15 protein-coding genes and 1 pseudogene are annotated in these 19756 nt (G+C 62.6%); all 16 read right to left on the reverse strand.

Features of this window, described 5'->3' with window-relative positions:
* Nucleotides 1–844 (reverse strand): annotated as a pseudogene (locus QMX91_RS07930) (hypothetical protein); the annotation flags it as partial.
* Between the two features lie 255 nt (nucleotides 845–1099).
* The gene (locus QMX91_RS07935; RefSeq protein WP_095135586.1) at nucleotides 1100–1858 is read right to left on the reverse strand and encodes a PIG-L family deacetylase; all 759 of its coding nucleotides are present in this window, start codon (nucleotides 1856–1858) and stop codon (nucleotides 1100–1102) included.
* A gap of 157 nt (nucleotides 1859–2015) precedes the next feature.
* The gene (locus QMX91_RS07940; protein ID WP_282412517.1) at nucleotides 2016–2702 is read right to left on the reverse strand and encodes a glycosyltransferase; all 687 of its coding nucleotides are present in this window, start codon (nucleotides 2700–2702) and stop codon (nucleotides 2016–2018) included.
* Nucleotides 2699–3298, reverse strand: coding sequence for an SAM-dependent methyltransferase (locus QMX91_RS07945; RefSeq protein WP_097089609.1), 600 nt, complete (start codon nucleotides 3296–3298; stop codon nucleotides 2699–2701). Before QMX91_RS07945 ends, QMX91_RS07940 begins: the two co-directional genes overlap by 4 nt.
* Entirely contained in the window at nucleotides 3295–4068 is a 774-nt protein-coding gene (locus QMX91_RS07950; RefSeq protein WP_134786289.1) for a PIG-L deacetylase family protein, read from the reverse strand. The genes QMX91_RS07945 and QMX91_RS07950 overlap by 4 nt, the downstream gene beginning before the upstream one ends.
* Complete coding sequence (locus QMX91_RS07955; protein ID WP_282412518.1) at nucleotides 4065–5063, reverse strand: acyl-CoA dehydrogenase family protein; 999 nt, start codon at nucleotides 5061–5063, stop codon at nucleotides 4065–4067. The genes QMX91_RS07950 and QMX91_RS07955 overlap by 4 nt, the downstream gene beginning before the upstream one ends.
* Nucleotide 5064: 1 nt before the next feature.
* A complete protein-coding gene (gene glgX / locus QMX91_RS07960; RefSeq protein WP_282412519.1) occupies nucleotides 5065–7224 on the reverse strand; it encodes a glycogen debranching protein GlgX in 2160 nt (719 codons plus the stop codon).
* A gap of 249 nt (nucleotides 7225–7473) precedes the next feature.
* Entirely contained in the window at nucleotides 7474–7809 is a 336-nt protein-coding gene (locus QMX91_RS07965; RefSeq protein ID WP_027612042.1) for a DUF2934 domain-containing protein, read from the reverse strand.
* A gap of 27 nt (nucleotides 7810–7836) precedes the next feature.
* Nucleotides 7837–10605, reverse strand: coding sequence for a malto-oligosyltrehalose synthase (locus QMX91_RS07970; RefSeq protein ID WP_282412520.1), 2769 nt, complete (start codon nucleotides 10603–10605; stop codon nucleotides 7837–7839).
* Nucleotides 10602–12680, reverse strand: a complete 2079-nt coding sequence (gene malQ, locus QMX91_RS07975; RefSeq protein ID WP_282412521.1) for a 4-alpha-glucanotransferase — start codon at nucleotides 12678–12680, stop codon at nucleotides 10602–10604. The genes QMX91_RS07970 and malQ overlap by 4 nt, the downstream gene beginning before the upstream one ends.
* The gene (treZ, locus tag QMX91_RS07980; RefSeq protein WP_282412522.1) at nucleotides 12677–14479 is read right to left on the reverse strand and encodes a malto-oligosyltrehalose trehalohydrolase; all 1803 of its coding nucleotides are present in this window, start codon (nucleotides 14477–14479) and stop codon (nucleotides 12677–12679) included. Before treZ ends, malQ begins: the two co-directional genes overlap by 4 nt.
* 18 nt (nucleotides 14480–14497) lie before the next feature.
* The gene (glgA, locus tag QMX91_RS07985; RefSeq protein WP_210557014.1) at nucleotides 14498–16084 is read right to left on the reverse strand and encodes a glycogen synthase GlgA; all 1587 of its coding nucleotides are present in this window, start codon (nucleotides 16082–16084) and stop codon (nucleotides 14498–14500) included.
* Between the two features lie 595 nt (nucleotides 16085–16679).
* On the reverse strand, nucleotides 16680–17633 hold the full coding sequence (locus QMX91_RS07990) for a D-2-hydroxyacid dehydrogenase family protein (RefSeq protein ID WP_282412523.1): 954 nt from the start codon (nucleotides 17631–17633) through the stop codon (nucleotides 16680–16682).
* A gap of 13 nt (nucleotides 17634–17646) precedes the next feature.
* A complete protein-coding gene (locus QMX91_RS07995) occupies nucleotides 17647–18699 on the reverse strand; it encodes an alpha/beta hydrolase (RefSeq protein WP_282412524.1) in 1053 nt (350 codons plus the stop codon).
* Nucleotides 18700–18785: 86 nt separating this feature from the next.
* Complete coding sequence (locus tag QMX91_RS08000) at nucleotides 18786–19220, reverse strand: YqaA family protein (protein WP_135295720.1); 435 nt, start codon at nucleotides 19218–19220, stop codon at nucleotides 18786–18788.
* Nucleotides 19220–19666, reverse strand: coding sequence for a DUF411 domain-containing protein (locus tag QMX91_RS08005; RefSeq protein WP_103369533.1), 447 nt, complete (start codon nucleotides 19664–19666; stop codon nucleotides 19220–19222). Before QMX91_RS08005 ends, QMX91_RS08000 begins: the two co-directional genes overlap by 1 nt.
* Nucleotides 19667–19756: the final 90 nt, after the last annotated feature.

The following is a 19756-nucleotide window of genomic DNA, read 5'->3' on the forward strand; positions in this document are numbered from 1 at the left end:
CGGCGTCGAGTTCATTATTGACAGCCTCCTGAACAATCGGTGCGGCCAGCAGGTCGATGCCGGTGGTGACGACGATGCGGGTTGCCTTGCACCAGTCTTCCGATTCATTGCCGACGATGTCGCGCACTTTGAAGGTGACCGCCAGACCGAAGAGGTCGGTGTCACCAGCCTCTTTAATAGTGGCTTTGGAGACCGTGATCAATATCGGGTTTGCCGCTGGATCGTTGATCTGCTCCAGGGTCACCGGTGTGGAATACTCGAAAAAGCCGCCCCAACTGAGATGAATGACGTCGCCCTCCGCGATGTCGGGGTAAGGCAAGCCGCTGCCGGACTCGGACCTGATGACAATCGGCACCCCCGCTTCGGCAACGTCTTTGTCCACACCGCCGTTGACGATTGCCGGGGGAATGTACATGAACAGGTTGGAGTGACCAGGGCCCGGGTCGATGTCCTGGCCAGCGGGGAGTTCCAGTTTGACGAAGAGGTTGAGGGGCTTGTCCGGACGCTCTTCTTTTTGATTGGGCTGTTTGATTTCGTAGGTGAGTTGGTAAGGACCTGTCTGCAGATGACGAGGAGCCACCCACAAGAGGGTCGGTTGCTTGAGCTCGGCTTCGTCAATGATGGGACGTCCGTCGACCTCACGGTCATTGAGCAGCAGCTTGACGGTATCTCCAACAGCCTTGGTGGCCCAGATGGGGATGACGACAAGCAGTCCGAGGTCGGGAAAAGTGAACACCGCCGCCCGGTTGATCCCCCACTGACCGGAAGGCAGGAGGCGCCCGAGCACTATCGGGTCCAGCAGTGAATGGGGGGCAGAGATTTTCATCTTGGGCTGAACGAGCATAGACGGAACTCCGTGCGAACTGTCGGGAGACAAAGGGCGTGGAGTTATTCAGCGCTGAAGATGACGGCTCTGGCTACTGTCAGAAATTACAGGTAGGGACGTATTTGCGATGAACGGTCGTGAGCCATAGCCACTGGCTCGCCGCATATCAGTGTGGGAGCGGGCTCGCTCGCGAATAGGCCGGCACATTCACCATCACAGGTGACTGAACCGACGCTTTCGCGAGCAAGCCCGCTCCCACAGGGGATGGGTGTGTCAGATGAAGACAATTTCGTAGGGCAGGCGCATCCGCTCGAGGATCACCGGCGGCAGCATCGGCGCGATGCCGATCGCCGGTTCGCCCTTGAGCTGGCTGGCATAGGCGTGGGTGGCGTGGCTTTTGCGCGCCACGGTCCAGGTGTCGAGGCGCAGTTTGCGTGCACGATCCCAGGGGATCAGGCTCTGCTCGCGCTCCGGCCAGTGCCAGGCCCAGACTGCCACGTCGTGATAGGTGGCTCCGGCTTGCGCTGCCGCTTTGGCACTCGCACGTCCGACCGCTTCGTGGTCGTCGTTGCCGTCGTTGCGCCAAGTGCTGAACACCACGTCGCCGGGGCGCAGATAACGCGCGATGAAGCTGGTGATTTCGGTCTCGCGTTCGAGCAGCGCGTTGTCGGTAAATCCGCCGCGCACCCATTTCAGACTGTGCATCGGCAGGCCGAGCCGACGCAGGGCTTCGACGCTTTCTTGCGGACGGAACACGCTCAGGCGTTTTTCCGACCACTGTCGCGAACCGGGATGGCTGGCGCTGCCGTCAGTGATCGACAGCAGTTGCAGCGGATGGCCAAGGCTGGAGAGCAATTGCAGGAGGCCGCCACAGGTCACCACTTCATCACCCGGATGCGGGGCGACGACGACGGCGCGAGCACCGCGGGGAACGAGGCTATGGGTGTTGATGACGGGAATGTTGTCCAGCTGCGGGGCACTGTTCCAGATCTGTACCGGCGGCGGGTTTTCGTTGAGGAATAACGGTTTCATGGGTGCTACGTCCTTGTCGAGTCAGGCCCTCAGCCGAATCTGCACCGTGCAAAAGCAGGTGCGCTCGACCCGTGAAGGCGAATGGATTGCTGTGCGACGCTCCCAACCCTGGATTGCCGCGCAGCAGAGTATTGCTCATGAAAACCGGTTCGTCGCGTTACAGATCAATCTGATCCGCTTTTTTTATGTCTAACTGTACCAATTTTCGCAGGTAGTCCCCGAAACCGCCCCGGGCACGGCTGTCCAGACGGGCGCTGGTATGCACTTGCGGGCGATGGCTCCAGGCGATGTCGGCACCGAGCAATTCCAGTTGCCGCACCAGTTGCACGTCCTCATCACAGGTCAAGGGGGCGAATCCCCCGGCCCAGCGATAAGCATCGGCACTGACCCCGAGATTGGCGCCGTGGATATGGCGATGCCCGTCCCGCGCCTGATAGTGGCTGTGATAGCGGATTTGCGCGCTTTCGTCGAATGTCGGATCCCAATATTCAACGGTCACCGTGCCGCACACCGCATCCGCACCCAGCCCCAACTGTGCCACCAGCCAGTCCTCGGCCACACGGCTGTCGGCGTCGGTGCAGGAGATCCAGCGCGCGCCACGCTCCAGCAACACCTGCGCGCCAGCGGCCCGGGCCTGGCCGACGTTGCGGGCGTCGATGTGCAGACTCAGTACCGGAAAGCCGCTGACGATCTGCGCCGAGCGATCGGTGCAGCTGTCGAGCACCACCAGCACTTCGACCGGCTCGCCGGCCAGCAGCCCGTGTTTACTGGCGCGCATGGCGGCCGTCAGGCACTGTTCCAGCAGGTCTTGCTCGTTGTGCGCGGGAATCAGAATGCCGATCATCGCAGGCCCTCCAATGCGGCCACCGAGCGCGGCTCACGGCTCCAGACTTCAAGGATAAAGTCGGACTCCTGATGCAGCGCCAGACGCGGTAGCGGTAATTGCTCGTGAATCAGGTCATGTACCTGACGCGCGTTGAGCGGGCAGCCATCGATGGGCGGGCGCCAGTGGCAGGCCAGCAACTGGCCGTCAGCCGTCAGGGATTCACTGATGCGGCGGATCACTTCTGTCAGATCCTGGGCATCGAGGTAGTAGCCGATTTCGCTAAATACAATCAGGTCGAATTTTTCCTCCGGCCAGTCACCGGGCAGGCGACTTTGGCGCACTTCGGCGTGGTCAAACAGGCTCAATCGGGTACGCGCCAGATTCACCGCGGCACTGGCGGTGTCGCAACACAGCAGGCGGTCGCAGCGCTCGGCGAGCTCGGCGCTGAGTTCGCCATTGGCGCAACCGGGTTCGAAGATCGCCCGATAATGCGCGCGAGGCAGGGCGGCGAGGGTGATCGCGCGTTTGCGCTGTTCGTACCAGCGCTCGCGGAAGGCCCAGGGATCATCGTTAGCGCTGAACAATCCGTCGAAGTAACGATCATCGACGCTCATAGGAACACCACTTCGAACGGTTGCAGCAGACGATCCAGCACGTACGGCGCCAATACCGGTTGCAGCCCGGCTTGCGGATCGCCCTCCAACTGACTGGCGAACGCATGCACCGCGTGGCGTTTGCGCGCCACTTGCTCCGGCGACAACAGAATTTTGCGCGCGCGCTGCCATGGCACCGAGGCGTCTTCGGGTGAGGCCCAGTGCCAGGTCCATACCGGCAATTCGTGGCAGGTGGCGCCGACCCGCCGCGCGGCTTCGATACTCGCGCGGCCGGCAGCTTCGTGATCGCAGTGGCCGTCCTCGCACCAGGTGCTGAACACCACGTCGCCGGGGCGCAGGTGGCGTTCGATGAACGCTACCAGCGACGGCTCATCCGCAGCGACCTGGCTATCGCTGAAACCGCCGCGCAGCCATTTCATCCGGTGCAGCGGCACGCCGAGGCGGCGCAGGGCTTCGGCTGATTCCTGCGGCCGCACCACGCTCAGACGCTCCACCGGCCAGCGCTCGGAGCCGGGGTGACTGGCGCTGCCATCGGTGACCGAGATCAACTGCAACTGACGCCCGGCGGCGGCCAGCAACTGCAACATCCCGCCGCAGCCGAGCACTTCGTCGTCCGGGTGCGGGGCGACAATCACCGCCCGCGCGCCCGGTGGCACCAGACTGAGGACATCGACGCTGTCCAGCGCCGCGAGGTGCCGGGAATGTTGCCATTGCAGCAGCGAAGTGCCTTGGTGGCCGATGATCGGATCGGGTTTGTTCACGGCATTCATAGCGTCCAGGCCTCCTCGGGGTGTTCAGCCAGCGTTTGGCCAAGGGCCGCCAGATCACGCTCGGCATGGCTCTGGCGTAGAAACACCGGCAGATCAGCGATCAGCCGGGCGAAGTGCCGGTCCTTGCAGAACGGCCCCGCGCCCAGCGCCCGACCGGTCTCGCGCATCACTTGCTCAGCCGATTGCTCGACCACGGCGCGAGCACGCCGCGCTAACAGTTCGGCATCGGCTTCGGGATGCGCATCGATGTGCAGCGCACTGAAACGCAGGACATTGGCGGCTGCGTACAGCGCCGCATCGACCGTGCCGAGGTGGGCGAGGGCGTGCGGCTCCTGACGTTGCGCGCAGTGTTTACGCAGCGCCTCGGCGATCTGCCGAGCCGCGCCGTACCAGCACGCGGCGATGCCGATCCCGCCTTGCCAGAAACCCGGACGATTCAGGTAGTCGCCGGGTTCGCCGATGGCCTGGGCTTCGGCGCCGTCGAAAAGCACTTCAACGCTGCCGGTGGCGCCCATGCCGACCGCCTGCCAGCCCTGATCGGTGATGGTCACGCCCGGTTGATCAAGTGCCACTGCGACCAGTTGCTGATGGTCTTCGGCGTCCCACGCGGTGAGCAGCGCATGGCTGAGCACCGCCGCCCCGGAACACCAGGCCTTGCGCCCGTCGAGGCGCACCATGTGCCCGGCCGGTCGCACCTGCACCCGAGCCTGCGGTGGTTCAGCCGCCCACATGCCCCAAGTGCTGCCCGGGGTGGGCGAACCACCGAGTTGTTCGATGATCGCCAGTGCGTCGGTGTGGCCTTCGTAGAGTTTGCACAAGCCCAGATCATGCCCGCCGACTTCCGCCAGACGTTGAAAGCGCTCCAGCGTGCGGCCGCTGCCCGGTAACGGCAACTGATCCAGACCGGCCTCGACCAGCGCCCGCAGGCAATGGCCGAGTGCGGCGGTGTCGCGATAGTCGGGCGGGCGGCGCGCCAGATAACTGTGCAGGTCCATATCAGTCTTCTTCTTCGCGTTGCAGTTCGAACAGCAGCAGCGAACGTCCGGTGACCGAATACTCATGGCCGAAATCGAAGCGTTCCTGACCGCGAATCGACGGCTGATTGGTGTCGATCATGCAGGTCCAGAAACTGCCTTCCGGCACTTCCGGCAGGCTGAAGTTGACGATGTCATGGTGGGCGTTGACCACCAGCAGCAACGTCGCATCGGCACCTTTGCGGCGGATCCCGGTTTCCTGCGCGCGACCGTCGAGCAGCATGCCGAGGCAGCGGTTGTTCGCGTCATGCCAGTGTTCGGTGGTCATCTCGGTGCCGTCCGGCGCGAGCCAGGTGACGTCCTTGACGCCGATGTCCTCGTTATATTCGCCAACCAGGAAGCGCCCGCGACGCAGGATCGGGTAAGCCATACGCAACTTGATCAGGCGTTTCACGAATTTGAGCAGCGCCTTGCCGTCCTCGCTCAGGTCCCAGTTGACCCAGCCGATCTCGCTGTCCTGGCAATAGGCGTTGTTGTTGCCGTCCTGCGTGCGGGCGAATTCGTCGCCGGCGACAATCATCGGCGTGCCCTGCGACAGCAGCAGCGTGGCGAAGAAATTGCGCATCTGCCGATGGCGCAGTGCATTGATCTCCGGGTCGTCGGTCGGGCCTTCGACGCCGTGGTTCCACGACAGGTTGTTGTTGCTGCCGTCCTGGTTGTTCTCGTCGTTGGCTTCGTTGTGCTTGTCGTTGTACGACACCAGATCGTTGAGGGTGAAGCCGTCATGCGCGGTGATGAAGTTCACCGACGAGTACGGCCGCCGTCCACGCTGGTTGAACATCTCGCCGGACGCGGTCATGCGGCTGGCGAAGTCGGCAACCTGGCCGTCGTCGCCTTTCCAGAACGCGCGCACGGTGTCGCGGAACTTGTCGTTCCACTCGACCCAGCCCGGCGGAAAGTGGCCGACCTGATAGCCACCGGGGCCACAGTCCCAAGGCTCGGCGATCATTTTCACCTGACGCAGCACCGGGTCCTGACGGCAGGCGACGAGGAAGCTGTGACGCTCGTCGAAACCGTCGTGATAGCGCCCGAGAATGGTCGCCAGGTCGAAGCGGAAACCGTCGACGTGCATCTCGCTGGCCCAATAGCGCAGCGAGTCGGTGACCATTTGCAGTACGCACGGATGGCTCAGGTCGAGAGTGTTACCGGTTCCGGAATCGTTGATGTAATAGCGCTTGTCGTCCGGCATCAGGCGATAGTAGGAGGCGTTGTCGATGCCGCGCATCGACAGGGTCGGGCCTTGTTCGTTGCCCTCGGCGGTGTGGTTGTAGACCACGTCGAGGATCACTTCCAGATTGGCTTCGTGCAGGTGCGCGACCATTTCCTTGAACTCGGCGATCTTGCCGCTGGCCAGATAGCGCGGGTCCGGGGCGAAGAAGGCGATGCTGTTGTAGCCCCAGTAGTTGGTCATGCCTTTGTGCAGCAAGTGCTGGTCGTTGACGAAGGCATGGATCGGCAGCAATTCCACCGACGACACGCCGAGCTTGCGGATGTGTTCGAGCACATCGTCAACCATCAACCCGGCAAATGTGCCGCGCACGTTCTCCGGCACCGATGGGTGACGCATGCTGATGCCGCGTACGTGGGTTTCATAGATGATGGTTTTGTCCCACGGCACGCTGACGCGGTGGTCGTTGCCCCAGGTATGCGCCGGGTCGATTACCTTGCACTTGGGCACGAACGGCGCGCTGTCGCGCTCATCGAAACTGAGGTCGGCGTCGGGGTGGCCGATGGTGTAGCCGAACAGTGCCTCCGACCATTTCAACTCGCCGACCAGTTGTTTGGCGTACGGGTCGATCAGCAGTTTGTTGTGGTTGAAGCGATGGCCGTTCGCCGGGTCATACGGGCCATACACGCGGTAGCCGTAGATCAGCCCCGGATGGGCATCGGGCAGATAGCCGTGGTAGATCTCGTCGGTGTATTCCGGCAGTTCGATGCGCTCGAGTTCGACTTCGCCGGCATCGTCGAAGATGCACAGCTCGACCTTGGTGGCGTTGGCGGAAAACAGCGCAAAGTTCACCCCCAGACCATCCCAGGTGGCGCCGAGCGGGAAGGGCAGACCTTCACGGATTCTGGACGGCTCAGCGTGCGCTGCGGGCTCGGCTTTTTTTGGACTGGACATGATTGCTCCTGCAAAACGGGTTGGTTCGAATAACGGATCAACTGTGGGAACAGAATCTGTGGTGAGGGGATTTATCCCCGATGGGTCGCGCAGCGGCCCTGCGACTGCTTCGCAGCCGATCGGGGATAAATCCCCTCACCACAGACATCTGTCCCTGACAGGGGGTGTTTGAGGTTTCCTGAGGACGAGTTGTCCCTGTGTGGCGAGCGAACCCGCCACACGGTCATTCAGTTCAATAATCCGGGTGTGTCAGTTGGCCGGGGGCTTGCGTGGGGCGCGCGGCTTTTTCTCGGCGGCTTTTTCGCCCGGTGGAATCACTTTGGCGGCGCTGGAAGGCTTGGCTTTGGCGTCGGCAGGCGCCTTAGGCTTGGCCGCCGGGGTCTTGCTTTCGCTGGCTTTGCCGGTCGCAGTCTTGCCGGCGGTTTTACTGCCCGCAGCCTTTGGCGACTTCTTCGGCGCGAGGGCCTCGGCTTCGGCCAGTTTGCGCGCCATTTCCCAATGACGCGCTTCATGACCTTCAGGTTTGCCCTCCGATTCCCAGATCTGATAGGCGAACTCGCGGATGCGTTTATCGTCGGTACTCATCGCAATGCTCCTGAACTGAACTCGTCGTTACGTAAAGAGTTGGGTAAACAGATTGACCGGGAAATCCCCCAGCGCGGCGCTGACGTTCAGCTCCCTGTTTTTTGTGACTGCGCTGCTGTGAAAAAGTCCCTTCAGGTTTGTGTCAGAGGCGGCGAACGGTAAAACCACCCGTGTATCGCCCCAGCGCAGCGCATCCACCTGTGGCACGGCACTGTTTTCCAGCAACGTCGCGCAGCGGATCGGCACGATCACGATGGCGTAGCGGCCCTCGTGCTCACGGGCGAATGCGAGCACGTTGTGCGCCTGCTCGCCCAGCACCTCCAAGGCCTGATACGTGCCCCGGCGAAACAGCTCGGCGTGTTCGGCGCGCAGGTTCAATACCTCGGCGATCAACGCTTGCTTGATGCGCCCGTCACGCCAGTTCGCCAGCAGCTCCGGGAGCGGCGCGTGTCCGTCCAGAGCTTGCGCGCGCGCGGCGTAATCCACCGGCCGACGGTTGTCCGGATCGACCAGGCTGAAGTCCCAGAACTCGTTGCCTTGATACAGATCCGGTACCCCCGGCACGGTCATGCGCAGCAAGGTTTGCGCCAGACTGTTAAGGGCGCCGGCTGCCGCGATGCTGTTGACGGTCTTGCTCAGTGCGGCGCGCAGCAGCTCGCCTTCTGCACCGGTGAGCAGGCGTTGGGTGAACGTCTGCGCAGCGTTTTCGTAGGCTTCGTTGGGCGCGCTCCAGCTGCTTTGCAACTTGGCTTCGCGCAGGGCTTTCTGTTGCCATTGCCAGATGCGTTCGGCGTAGTCGCTGAAACCTGACTGATCGTCATCGCTCAGTTGCAGCGGCCAACTGCCGAGCAACGCCTGATACAGGATCAGTTCATCACCGGACGACGGCACTTGGTCATCGTCGCGCAACGGCCGGGCGAGGGCGCGCCACAACTCGACCTGTTCGGCGTACCAGTGGCTGCGTTCGCTGAGCACTGCCAGTCGTGCACGGGTGTCTTCGCCGCGTTTGTGGTCGTGGGTGGCAGTGGCCAGCAAGTTGTCGGGGAACGCGTCCAGGCGTTGCTGATTGACCGCATGGAAGTCGCTGACCGGTGCGCTGAACTGCTCGGTGTTGTAGCCGACGTCATTGCGCGACAGCAGCACCGCCGAGCGATACAACGCGGTGTCTTCCACGGCTTTGGCCGCTGCCGGCGACGTCAGTTGCTGGAAACGCACGCAGGCGTGCTTGAGGATCTTGCGCGAGCGCCCGCGCGACTTTTGCCGCCATGGCGTGCCACCGAGCCAGGCCGCCACACAGTCAAGCACCGGCCAGTCGCCTTCGCCCAGCGTCTGCCGCGCGCCGTCCATGGCCTGCTGGAAGAACTGTTCATCCTGCGCCGCGCGCCCCAGCGCATTGATGTAAGTGCGATACACCGGGAAATGCACGATCAGCGCCTGCAACACCCGACGGATCGAACCGAGGGTCAGGTCGCGGGTCATCAGGTCGTCGCGGGCCACTTGCAGCAGCGCCTGGGCGACGCTTTCGAAGTCACTGGCCAGCGAGCCGTTGAGGATCTGTTGCCTCGCCAGTTGCGCTTCTTCAATGAACGCCGCCGGACGCTCGGTGCGTCGCTGCCAGAGGTCGCCGAGTACATGTTCGCCATCGGGGTCGTGTTGCAGCAACGACAGCTGATTCATGAACTCGTAACCGGTGCTGCCATCCACCGCCCAATCGGTACGCAGGGTTTCGCCGGCACCGAGAATCTTCTCGACATAGATCGGCAAGTGCCGATCCGGCGCAAGCAAGTCGAGGCGCCGCCGCAGCTTGCGGCAATAGCCACGCGGGTCAGCGAGACCGTCGATGTGGTCGATGCGCAAGCCGTCGACCAGGCCTTCGCTAATCAACTGAAAGATCTTGCCGTGAGTGGCTTCGAACACGGCCGGGCGCTCGACGCGCAGGCCACCGAGCTCGTTGATGTCGAAAAAGCGCCGCCAGTTGATGTCGTCTGCTGCGGTGCGCCAACTGGCCAAGCGGTAGCTTTGACGTTCGAGCAACTGATGCAGCTTGTCGAAGCCTTCTGCTGTCGTGGAGTCGTAATGCGCGAGATTTTCCTCGATCGCGGCAAGGATCTGCGGATCGCTTGCCAGTTCCTTCAATTCAGCCTTGAGCGGCATTGCCAGCGCATGCGCGTCGGTCTGGTAGCTGAGGGTACTGAAACGATCGGCGAGGGATTTCAGCGCTTCGAGCGGTTTGAGCAACTCGCCGTAGTCATTCGGGCAGATCGGGAAGTGGTGCTCGTAATGCTCGACGTGGAAGCGACCTTGCTGCGCATCGAAATGCAGTTTCAGCGTGCCTTCCTGCAGCGCGACACCGTAGTCGCTGCCGAGAAACGGCAACAGCAACTGGCCTTCCATCAACGGGTCCGGCGAGTGCCACTGGATGTCGAAGAACTCGCCGTACGGGCTCAGGCGGCCCCACTCCAGCAGATCGAGCCACCACGGGTTGTCACCGCCACCGACGGCCATGTGGTTGGAGACGATGTCGAGGATCAGGCCCATGCCGTGTTCGCGCAGGGTGCTGACCAGACGCCGCAGCGCCGGTTCGCCGCCGAGTTCCGGATTGACCTGGGTCGGGTCGACCACGTCGTAGCCGTGCATCGAACCGGCGCGGGCCGCGAGCAGCGGTGAGGCATAGATGTGGCTGATGCCGAGGCGGGCAAAGTACGGCACCAGCGGCACCGCCTGTTCCAGAGTGAAGCCCTTGTGAAATTGCAGGCGCAGGGTGGCGCGCAGGGGTTGGATGAGTGTCTGGTTCATTGGTCACGCTCGGCAGCTTGCAGGCGGGCGCAGGCCAGCAGTTCCAGACGGCGCGCGGCATCGGCGCCATCAAGCAAGGCTTCGCTGTTGCCGGGGAGGCGTCGCGACCAGTTCGGGTGGCTGTCGATGGTGCCCGGCAGGTTGGCCTGCTCGTCGATGCCCAGCGCATCTTCCAGCGGCAGCAACACCAGCGGTGCGCGGGTATGACCGAGGAAACGCACGCTGGCATCGACCACTTGATCGGCTTCGTGGGATTCCTCGCGGAAGTTTTGCGGGTCCTGACTCAAGGCCCCGCGCAGGCCTTCGCGCTCGCGCTGGCGATGGCGGCGCCATTCGATTTCACCGTTGGCGTCGACAAATTCCAGACGCGCATTCCAGTCGATATCGCGGCCATGCCACCAACCGTTGAGCGTCGGCAGATCGTGGGTGCTGGTGGTCGCCAGCGCGTTGTCCGGCCAGTCGAGGATCGGTTTGAAATACGTGTTGTCCTGTTCGAACAGCAGCACGCGCATGCCAAGAATCGCCCGCGCACTGAGTTTTTCCCGCAGACCGTCGGGCACGGTGCCGAGGTCTTCGCCGAGGACGATCGCCTGATGTCGATGGGACTCAAGGGTCAGCAGGCGCAGCAGATCGTCAAACGGGTAATACAGATAAGCGCCATCGGCCGGCGCCGCGCCGTTGGGGATCACCCACAGGCGTTGCAGGCCCATGACATGGTCGATGCGCAGCCCGCCAGCGTGGGCGAAGTTGGCGCGCAGCATGTCGATGAACGCACGAAAGCCGTTGCGGATCAGACCTTCGGGGGAAAACGCGGAAATCCCCCAACCCTGACCGGAGCGATTGAGAATGTCTGGCGGCGCACCAACGGTGAGCGAGGCGAGCAGTTCGTCCTGAAAGCTCCAGGCCTGGCTGCCGGCGCCGTCGGCACCGACCGCAAGGTCAGCGATCAGGCCGATGCCCATGCCGGCGCTGCGCGCAGCCGTTTGCGCGCGCTCCAGGCAGCGGTGGATCAACCACTGGCAAAAGGCGAAGTAACTGATGCGTTCGGCGTATTCCTCGGCAAAGGCTTCGAGGGCGGCGCCGCGCGGTTCATGCCAGTGTGCCGGCCATTCGCGCCAGTCGAGGCTTTCGCCACGGGCGGCGCGCATTTCCTGAATGGCTTCGAAGCGGCAGTGGTTTTCCAGGGCTTCGCCACCGGCATGGCGGAAACTGGCGAAGTCCGGATGCAACGGGTGCTCGCCCGCGACGAAACCGTCGTACAAGGCTTGCAGCAATTTCTGTTTGGCGTCGGCGGCCGCGGGCCAGTCGATCAGCTTCAAGTCTTCCAGTTGCCGGAATTGCTCGGCCAGACCGCTGGCGTCGATCGCATCACGCAGGGCGCGTTCGCCAAGGATGGCGCCCGGTGCGGCATACAAGGCGTTGAGAAACAGGCGGCTGGACGGCGAATACGGGCTGTAGCGCCCGGTGTCGGCGCTGAACATCGCATGCAACGGACTGATTGCCAGCGCATCGGCGCCACGCTCGCCAGCCACCCGCACCAGTTCTTCCAGCGCCTGAGTGTCACCAAAACCGCCATCGCCGGGGCGGCGCAGACTGTACAGTTGCGCGCTTAATCCCCAGACGCGAGGGATCGGGTTGTCTACCGCATCGCCGACGCTGAAGCAGCGTTCGGGGGCCACGGCGAGGGTGAAATACTGATCGGCGATGTGCACCCGTTGATAGCCGACCGGGATCAACCCAGGCAGTCTGGCTTCGGCATCGAGCTTGAGGTTAAGCCGTGAGCCGTCTTCGAGGTGGATTTCGCAAGGGGTTTCAGGCTCGAAATAGCGGGCCAGATCAACGCTGATTCCGACATCTGCGGTCAACAGCGGCGGCAGGTGGCGATCCTGTTGCACCTGTTGCAGTTGCAGCAGGCTGGCGTCGATTTCCTGCGCGGTATTGGCTGGATGACCCAGGCCGGTGAGAACATTGCGCAGCACCGCCGGGGCGACTTTCTGCGGGCGGCCGTTGGCGTCGATCCAGTCGACGGCGAGGCCGGCGCGGCTTGCGAGTATTTCCAGTTGCGCATCGCTCATAGGCGCTCTCCATCCAGAGGTTGCAAGGGGGTTACGGCCGTGAGGCTGACAAGCGCGCAATACGCGGGCAGTACGCCCGGTTCCGACAGGGCAACGGCGGGCGGCTGTTGAAACAGCCACACGGCGTCGGTCTGTGCAGGGTTGACCACTGGCGTATCGCTGAGGTTCAGGTCAATTCGCAGCTCACTGCCATCGCCCAGGCGCCAGCGTGCACTGACCGCACCGAAGCCGAGCATGTGCGCCCCAAGCGCCTGGGTGCCGGACAGATTGGGAATGATGTAGCGGTGGCGCAATTGCAGCAGTTGCCGGTACAGCGCGAGGGTTTCCTGCTGTTTTGCGCTGCCGCTGCCGACCAGGCGAGGCTGCGAGGCGTGGAAGGTCTGCTCGGCATTCGGATCGGGAATTTTTTCGCGTTTGTGCGGATCGGCGAAGGCGCTGAACCCGGCGAATTCATTGCGCCGACCTTCGCGCACCAGATCCGCCAGTTCACCGTGATGGCTGGTGAAAAACAGGAACGGCTGCTCGGCCGCGTACTCATCGCCCATGAACATCAGCGGAATCATCGGTGACAGCAGCAACAGCACGGTGGCGGCCTGCACGGCGCGTGGATCGGCCAGTTGATGCAGACGTTCGCCGAAGGCGCGGTTGCCGATCTGGTCGTGGTTCTGCAGGAACAGGATGAAAGCGGTGGAGGGCAGGTGTTCGCTGGGCTCGCCGCGCGGTTCGCCGTGGCGGGTGATGTGGCCCTGAAACACGAAGCCCTGGCTTAGGCAGCGCACCAGTTGTTCGGTGGGTTGCAGCGCATAGTCAGCGTAGTAGGCGTCGGTTTCGCCGGTCAGCAGCACGTGCAGGGCGTTGTGGCCGTCGTCGTTCCACTGCGCGTCGTAATCCTCTTCAAGCAGGCTCGACTGGTTGAGCTCGTTTTCGACGGTCAGCCAGACGTGGCGGCTTGGATCGATCTGCTGACGAATACGCTGCGCCAGTTCGGGCAGGAAGTCCGGGCTTTCGATGGCGTGCACCGCGTCCAGGCGCAGTCCGTCGAAGCGGTATTCGAGCACCCACATCAGCGCGTTTTCAATGAAGAAGTCCCGCACTTCACGGCGGCGGAAATCGATCGCCGCGCCCCAGGGCGTGTGCTTGTCTTCGCGGAAAAAACCTTTGGCGTAGCGTCCGAGGTAATTGCCGTCGGGGCCGAAGTGGTTGTAGACCACGTCGAGAATCACCGCCAGCCCATGGCCGTGGGCGCTGTCGATCAGGTGTTTGAGTTGTTCCGGGGTGCCATAGGAGGCTTGCGGGGCGAAAGGCAGCACGCCGTCATAACCCCAGTTGCGCGTGCCGGGAAACTGCGCCAAAGGCATCAGTTCGATGGCGGTAATGCCCAGCTCGACCAAGCGCGCCAGATGCTGCTCCACTTCGGCAAAGCCGCCGAGCGCGCCGACATGCAGCTCGTAGATCACCGCTTCGCTCCACGGCCGGCCGTGCCAGGTGGTGTGGCGCCACTGATAGGCCAGCGGATCGACCACCACGCTGTGGCCGTCAAGGTCGCCGTCCTGGGCGCGGGAGGCCGGGTCGGGCACCTCCAGTTCACCATCGATGTTGAAGCGGTAGCGGGTGCCCGCCGGGCACCGGGTCTTGATCACGAACCAGCCATCGGCCTGCGGTAACATCGGCAAGGACTGGCCGTCTTCAAGTTCGACACTGACGTAAAACGCATCCGGTGCCCACAGCGCAAACTGAGTGTGTTCGGCGTCCTGCATGATCGCGCCGTGGGGCCAGTTTTCTTGGGTCCGTAACGGCATTGTGAAAAGCTCCCTGAGTTATTTGTGGCCGGCTTTACCCAGCGCCTTGGCGACCAGTTGTTCGTAGAGTTCGGCGTAGGGTTCGACCGCTTTGCACCAGTTGAACGGCGCGGCCATCGCTCGGCAGCGCATGGCGTTGAGCAGGTCGGGGAAGGCGAATACCTTGAACGCGCGGCTCAGGGCTTCGCGGTAGCTCTCGACAGTGGACTCGTCAAAGAGGAAACCGGTGACACCGTTCTCGATGGTGTCGGCCAGGCCGCCGGTATTGCGCGCCACGGGCAAAGAGCCGAAGCGCTGGGCGTACATCTGGCTCAGGCCGCAGGGTTCATAACGCGACGGCATCAGCAGGAAATCGCTGCCGGCGAACATGCGCCGGGCGTCGGTTTCATTGAAGCCGATGCGCACGCCGATCTGCCCGGGGAAGCGCAGCGCCAGTTCACGCATGGCCTGTTCTTCTTCCGGCTCGCCACGGCCGATGATTGCGATCTGGCCGCCGTTCTGCACGATGTATTCGGAGACGGCTTCAGTCAGGTCCAGACCTTTCTGATAAACCAGACGCGAGACCACGGCAAACAGCGGGCCGCTGGAATCGTTCAAGCCAAACAGTTCACGCACATGGGCAGCGTTGACCGCTTTGCCTTCCCAGTCGCCGATGGCGAACGGCGCGAACAGGTGTGGATCAGTGGCCGCGTCCCAGCTCTCGTCGATGCCGTTGGGGATGCCGCTGAGCAAGCCTTGCTGGGTTTTGGCGGCGAGAAAACCGTCGAGACCGCAGCCGAAATCCGGGGTGGTGATTTCCTGCGCGTAGGTGGCGCTGACCGTGGTGATGTGGCTCGAATAGGCCATGCCGGCCTTTAGGAACGACATCTTGCCGTAGAACTCCATGCCTTCCTGTTGCAGGGCGTGGGTCGGAATGCCGAGCTCCGGGCACGAGCCGAGGCTGGTCACACCTTGATAGGCGAGGTTGTGAATGGTGAACAGGGTTGGCGTGCGCTGCCCGCGCCAGTGCATATAGGCAGGGGCCAGACCGGCGGGCCAGTCATGGGCGTGCACCAGATCCGGGCACCAGTGAATTTGTGCGAGGTTGGCGGCGATGTCGGCAGCGGCCAGGCCCAGGCGGGCGAAACGAATATGGTTGTCCGGCCAGTCGCGACCGTTGTTGGCACCGTACGGCGAGCCTTCACGCTCATACAGCTCGGGGCAGATCAGCACGTAGATCACCAGCCCGTCCGGCATGTCCATGCGCCCGATCTTGCACGGAGGCAACGCGGCATGCCCGCCGAGTTCGCCGATGATGTGGATCGGGTTCTCGCTGTGCATCACCTGCGGGTAACCGGGGATCAACACGCGCACATCGTGCAGGTGCGCCATGGCGCGGGGCAGGGCGGCGGAGACGTCGCCCAGACCGCCGGTCTTCACCAGGTCGGCGATTTCCGACGTGACGAACAACACTTTCTTTTTGTTGGGATTCTGGCTGGCGACCGGCGTCAGCGTTTTAGTGCCCGGGACGTTGATCGACCGGCTGCCGGGAAGACTCACCGTGCTCGATTCACCAACCGCCTGCTGAGCACGCTCTCCCTGAATATCCAATGCCGCACTGATCATATGAATCTCCCGTGTCGTTGATCTGATTCTTGTATCGAACAAGCTGTGGCCAAATCCTGTGGCCGGGCGCAAACGCGCCACGCATCGGTGAGCAAACGCTACCCAACACGTGCAAGCAGAATGGGTGAAGGGGCCGTTGCAAGGATTGCACCAGTCGCGTTGACCCTGCCTTTCAGATGACCCGCCGCCATCTGCAAAAGTTTCGACAATTTTTCGGGTTTGTGACTGGCCGGTTTTAATCCGCGAAAGTCAGTCTAGGCCAGATCCTAGAGCGGGCGAGAGCAAACGGGTAAATTGTTCGACAATCGGTTTGCAGGCAACGAAATCCGTGGTGTTCAAGCAGGAACGCACCGACGAAGGGCAGGTTTTTTTGAGGGAGAGGGCTAAAACGGTGACTGGTTGGTCACGATTTTGTGCTAGTGCAAAGGGAGGGCGCACTGTTGTGGTGCGGGCAGTTTGTTGATGTGTTGTCTATTCAGGCCCCTTCGCGAGCAAGCTCGCTCCCACAGTTGATTCGGGTACGACACATTTCCAATGTGGGAGCGGGCTTGCTCGCGAAGGCGTCAGTCAATTCACCGCAGTCGAATAGTTGTGATCAATTCAACAGGCGCAGCGGGCTCCCGGCGGCCCAGCCTTGAATATCCTCGATCATCTGCGCAAAGAACTGCGCATAGTTCTGCCGGCTGACATACCCCACATGTGGCGTGGCCAGCACATTGTCCAATGTGCGAAACGGGTGCAGTTCAGGCAGCGGCTCCTGATCGAACACATCCAGCGCCGCGCCGGCGATCTTCTGTTTCTGCAACGCCTTGATCAGCGCCGCTTCATCGACGATCGGCCCGCGGGCGGTGTTGACCAGCAGCGCGGTGGGTTTCATCCAGTCCAGCGCCTGCGCGTCCACCAGCCCGCGGCTGCGCTCGCTGAGTACCAGGTGCACCGATAGCACGTCGGCCTGTTCGAACAATTCCTGCTTGCTGACCCAGGTCACGCCGGCCTGCTGTGCGCGTTCGGCGGTGAGGTTTTCGCTCCAGGCAATCACGCGCATGCCGAACACCTGACCGAATTGCGCGACCTTCTGGCCGATGCTGCCCAGACCGAGAACGCCCAGGGTCTTGCCGTGCAAATCACCGCCCAGCCCTTGCTGCCAGCCACCGGCGCGCAAGGAGTTGGCTTCGTTCAGCAGATTGCGCGTAGCGGCCATGATCAGCGCCCAGGTCAGCTCTGGCGCCGCATGTTTGTAGCTGTCGGTGCCGCAGACCTTGATCCCGAGACCTGCTGCCGCTTGCATGTCCAGCGCCGCGTTACGCATGCCACCGGTGACCAACAGCTTGAGGTTCGGTAGACGCTGCAGCAGCTCCTGATCGAAACGCGTGCGCTCGCGCATCACGCAGATCACCTGGTACTGGCTCAATCGTTCTGCCAGCGTGACATTGTCCGCCGGGTAGTCATGCACAAACGTCACGTCGCCGATGCTGTCGAGCACCGACCAGTCGACCACGTCCCGTGCCACGTCCTGCCAGTCATCGATCACTGCAATCTGCACCGCCATCAGCCTTACCTCATCAACGAACGGGATTGGTGTTGTTCAGCCAGCCGAGCAGGGCCTGGTGAAATTTCGCCGGTTCTTCCATCTGCGGCGCATGGCCCATGCCGGGAAATTCCACCAGCGTCGACTGTGGAATCAGCTTGGCGACCTGCTTGCCGAGGACATCATAGTGGCCGATTTTCGCCTTGACCTCGGGGGATGCGAGATCCTTGCCGATGGCCGTGGTGTCGGCCGTGCCGATCAACAGCAGGGTCGGCATCTTCAGGTCCTTGAACTCGTAGTACACCGGTTGGGTGAAGATCATGTCGTAGATCAGTGCCGAGTTCCACGCCACCTGGGTTTTGCCCGGGCCGTTGCTCAGGCCGGCGAGCATGTCGACCCAGCGGTCGAATTCGGGTTTCCAGCGGCCGTCATAATAGGTGCTGCGCTCGTAGTCGCGAATGCCTTGGGCGGTGACTTTCAGTTCGCGCTGATACCACTGATCAACGGTGCGGTACGGCACGCCGAGGGCTTTCCAGTCTTCCAGGCCGATCGGGTTGACCAGCGCCAGTTGTTCGACCTGATCCGGGAACAGCAGCGCGTAGCGAGTGGCGAGCATGCCGCCGGTGGAATGGCCGAGCAGGGTGGCTTTCTGGATGCCCAAGGCCTTGAGCAACTGTTGGGTGTTGGTCGCCAGTTGCTGGAAGCTGTACTGGTAGTGATCGGGTTTGCTGGAGGTGCAGAAGCCGATCTGATCAGGCGCGACGACCCGGTAACCGGCCTCGCTCAAGGCCTTGATCGAACTGTCCCAGGTGGCGGCGCAAAAATTCTTGCCGTGCATCAGCACCACGGTGCGCCCGTTGGCCTTGCCGTGGGCGGCGACGTCCATGTAACCCATTTGCAGGGATTTACCCTGAGACTGAAAGGCAAAGTGTTTGAGCGTGTAGGGGTATTGGAAACCTTGCAGCTCCGGGCCATAGGTCTGGCCATCGGCGGGTGCAGTTTCAGTGGGCGCTGCAGCGTGGGCAAACAGCGGCAGCGCAGCGCTGAGGAACAGGCCGGGCAGCCAGCGGGATAGCGTGACGGACATAAGGGCAAACTCCATGGAAATCGGCCGATGCTGGAACGCCCGGATTAGGGCGATGTTAACCACAGGCAACATCGTGACCGGAATGTTCAACCGAGCCAGCCGAGGGTGATCATCGCCACCACGGCGTAACGCGCGCCTTTGGCCAAGGTGACGATCAGCAGAAAGCGCCCGAGCGGCTCGCGCATGACGCCGGCGATCAGGGTCAGTGGATCGCCGATCACCGGCAGCCAACTCAGTAGCAGCGACCAGTGACCATAGCGCTCGTAGTGTTTGCGCGCAGTGGCCATGTGGTTCGGGCTGACGGGGAACCAGCGTCGATCCTGAAAGCGTTCGAGGCCGCGCCCCAGCCACCAGTTGACCAGCGAACCGAGGACGTTGCCCAACGTCGCCACCCCCAGCAGGCCCCAGAGCCAGTAACGGTCGCTGGCGATCAGCCCGACCAGCAGCGCTTCGGATTGCAGCGGCAACAGCGTCGCAGCGCCGAACGCCGCCGCGAACAGCCCGACGTAACCGGCAGCCATCAGTGGGCCGGGTAGTCCGCCACCACCACATCCGTGCCGTCCTTTTTCAGGCCGATCACTTGATAGGCATCGCTCATGCCGTCCATTTCCATGCCCGGTGACCCCATGGGCATGCCCGGCGCGGCGATACCCAGCAGATCGTCACGCTTGCTCAGGGCCAGCACTTGTTCCGCCGGCACATGGCCTTCAACGAACTTGCCGTTGATCAGCGCGGTATGGCACGAGCCCAGGCGCGGTGGCACGCCGTGTTGCTGCTTGAAGCTGCTCATGTCGCTTTCGACATGGTCTTCGACTTTGAAGCCGTTGGCTTCGAGGTGACTGATCCATTTCTTGCAGCAGCCGCAATTGGCGTCGCGGTGCACTTCGATCGGGATCAGCTCGGCGGCCTGGGCCAGGGAGGACAGGAGCAGGGCGCTGAGGGCGGCCAGTCGCAGGGAGGTTCGCATGGTGGGCTCTCGACAAGGATGACGGTCAAAAAGGAAAGTATTTTGACCGGATTATCCTGCCGGGCATCAACGGAGTGTTTCAAGTTGATA

Origin of the sequence: Pseudomonas sp. PS01299 (genome assembly GCF_029960145.1) — a bacterium.
GTDB classification, from domain to species: Bacteria; Pseudomonadota; Gammaproteobacteria; order Pseudomonadales; family Pseudomonadaceae; genus Aquipseudomonas; species Aquipseudomonas putida_A.

Excerpts from the sequence above, each read along its gene's own strand:
- treZ (WP_282412522.1), bottom strand. The coding sequence starts at position 14,479 with ATGCCGTTACGGACCCAAGAAAACTGGCCCCACGGCGCGATCATGCAG.
- QMX91_RS07970 (WP_282412520.1), bottom strand. The coding sequence starts at position 10,605 with ATGAACCAGACACTCATCCAACCCCTGCGCGCCACCCTGCGCCTGCAA.
- QMX91_RS07935 (WP_095135586.1), bottom strand. The coding sequence starts at position 1,858 with ATGAAACCGTTATTCCTCAACGAAAACCCGCCGCCGGTACAGATCTGG.
- QMX91_RS07965 (WP_027612042.1), bottom strand. The coding sequence starts at position 7,809 with ATGAGTACCGACGATAAACGCATCCGCGAGTTCGCCTATCAGATCTGG.
- QMX91_RS07950 (WP_134786289.1), bottom strand. The coding sequence starts at position 4,068 with ATGAATGCCGTGAACAAACCCGATCCGATCATCGGCCACCAAGGCACT.
- QMX91_RS07955 (WP_282412518.1), bottom strand. The coding sequence starts at position 5,063 with ATGGACCTGCACAGTTATCTGGCGCGCCGCCCGCCCGACTATCGCGAC.
- QMX91_RS07995 (WP_282412524.1), bottom strand. The coding sequence starts at position 18,699 with ATGTCCGTCACGCTATCCCGCTGGCTGCCCGGCCTGTTCCTCAGCGCT.
- QMX91_RS08005 (WP_103369533.1), bottom strand. The coding sequence starts at position 19,666 with ATGCGAACCTCCCTGCGACTGGCCGCCCTCAGCGCCCTGCTCCTGTCC.
- QMX91_RS08000 (WP_135295720.1), bottom strand. The coding sequence starts at position 19,220 with ATGGCTGCCGGTTACGTCGGGCTGTTCGCGGCGGCGTTCGGCGCTGCG.
- QMX91_RS07990 (WP_282412523.1), bottom strand. The coding sequence starts at position 17,633 with ATGGCGGTGCAGATTGCAGTGATCGATGACTGGCAGGACGTGGCACGG.
- QMX91_RS07945 (WP_097089609.1), bottom strand. The coding sequence starts at position 3,298 with ATGAGCGTCGATGATCGTTACTTCGACGGATTGTTCAGCGCTAACGAT.
- malQ (WP_282412521.1), bottom strand. The coding sequence starts at position 12,680 with ATGAGCGATGCGCAACTGGAAATACTCGCAAGCCGCGCCGGCCTCGCC.
- glgA (WP_210557014.1), bottom strand. The coding sequence starts at position 16,084 with ATGATCAGTGCGGCATTGGATATTCAGGGAGAGCGTGCTCAGCAGGCG.
- QMX91_RS07940 (WP_282412517.1), bottom strand. The coding sequence starts at position 2,702 with ATGATCGGCATTCTGATTCCCGCGCACAACGAGCAAGACCTGCTGGAA.
- glgX (WP_282412519.1), bottom strand. The coding sequence starts at position 7,224 with ATGTCCAGTCCAAAAAAAGCCGAGCCCGCAGCGCACGCTGAGCCGTCC.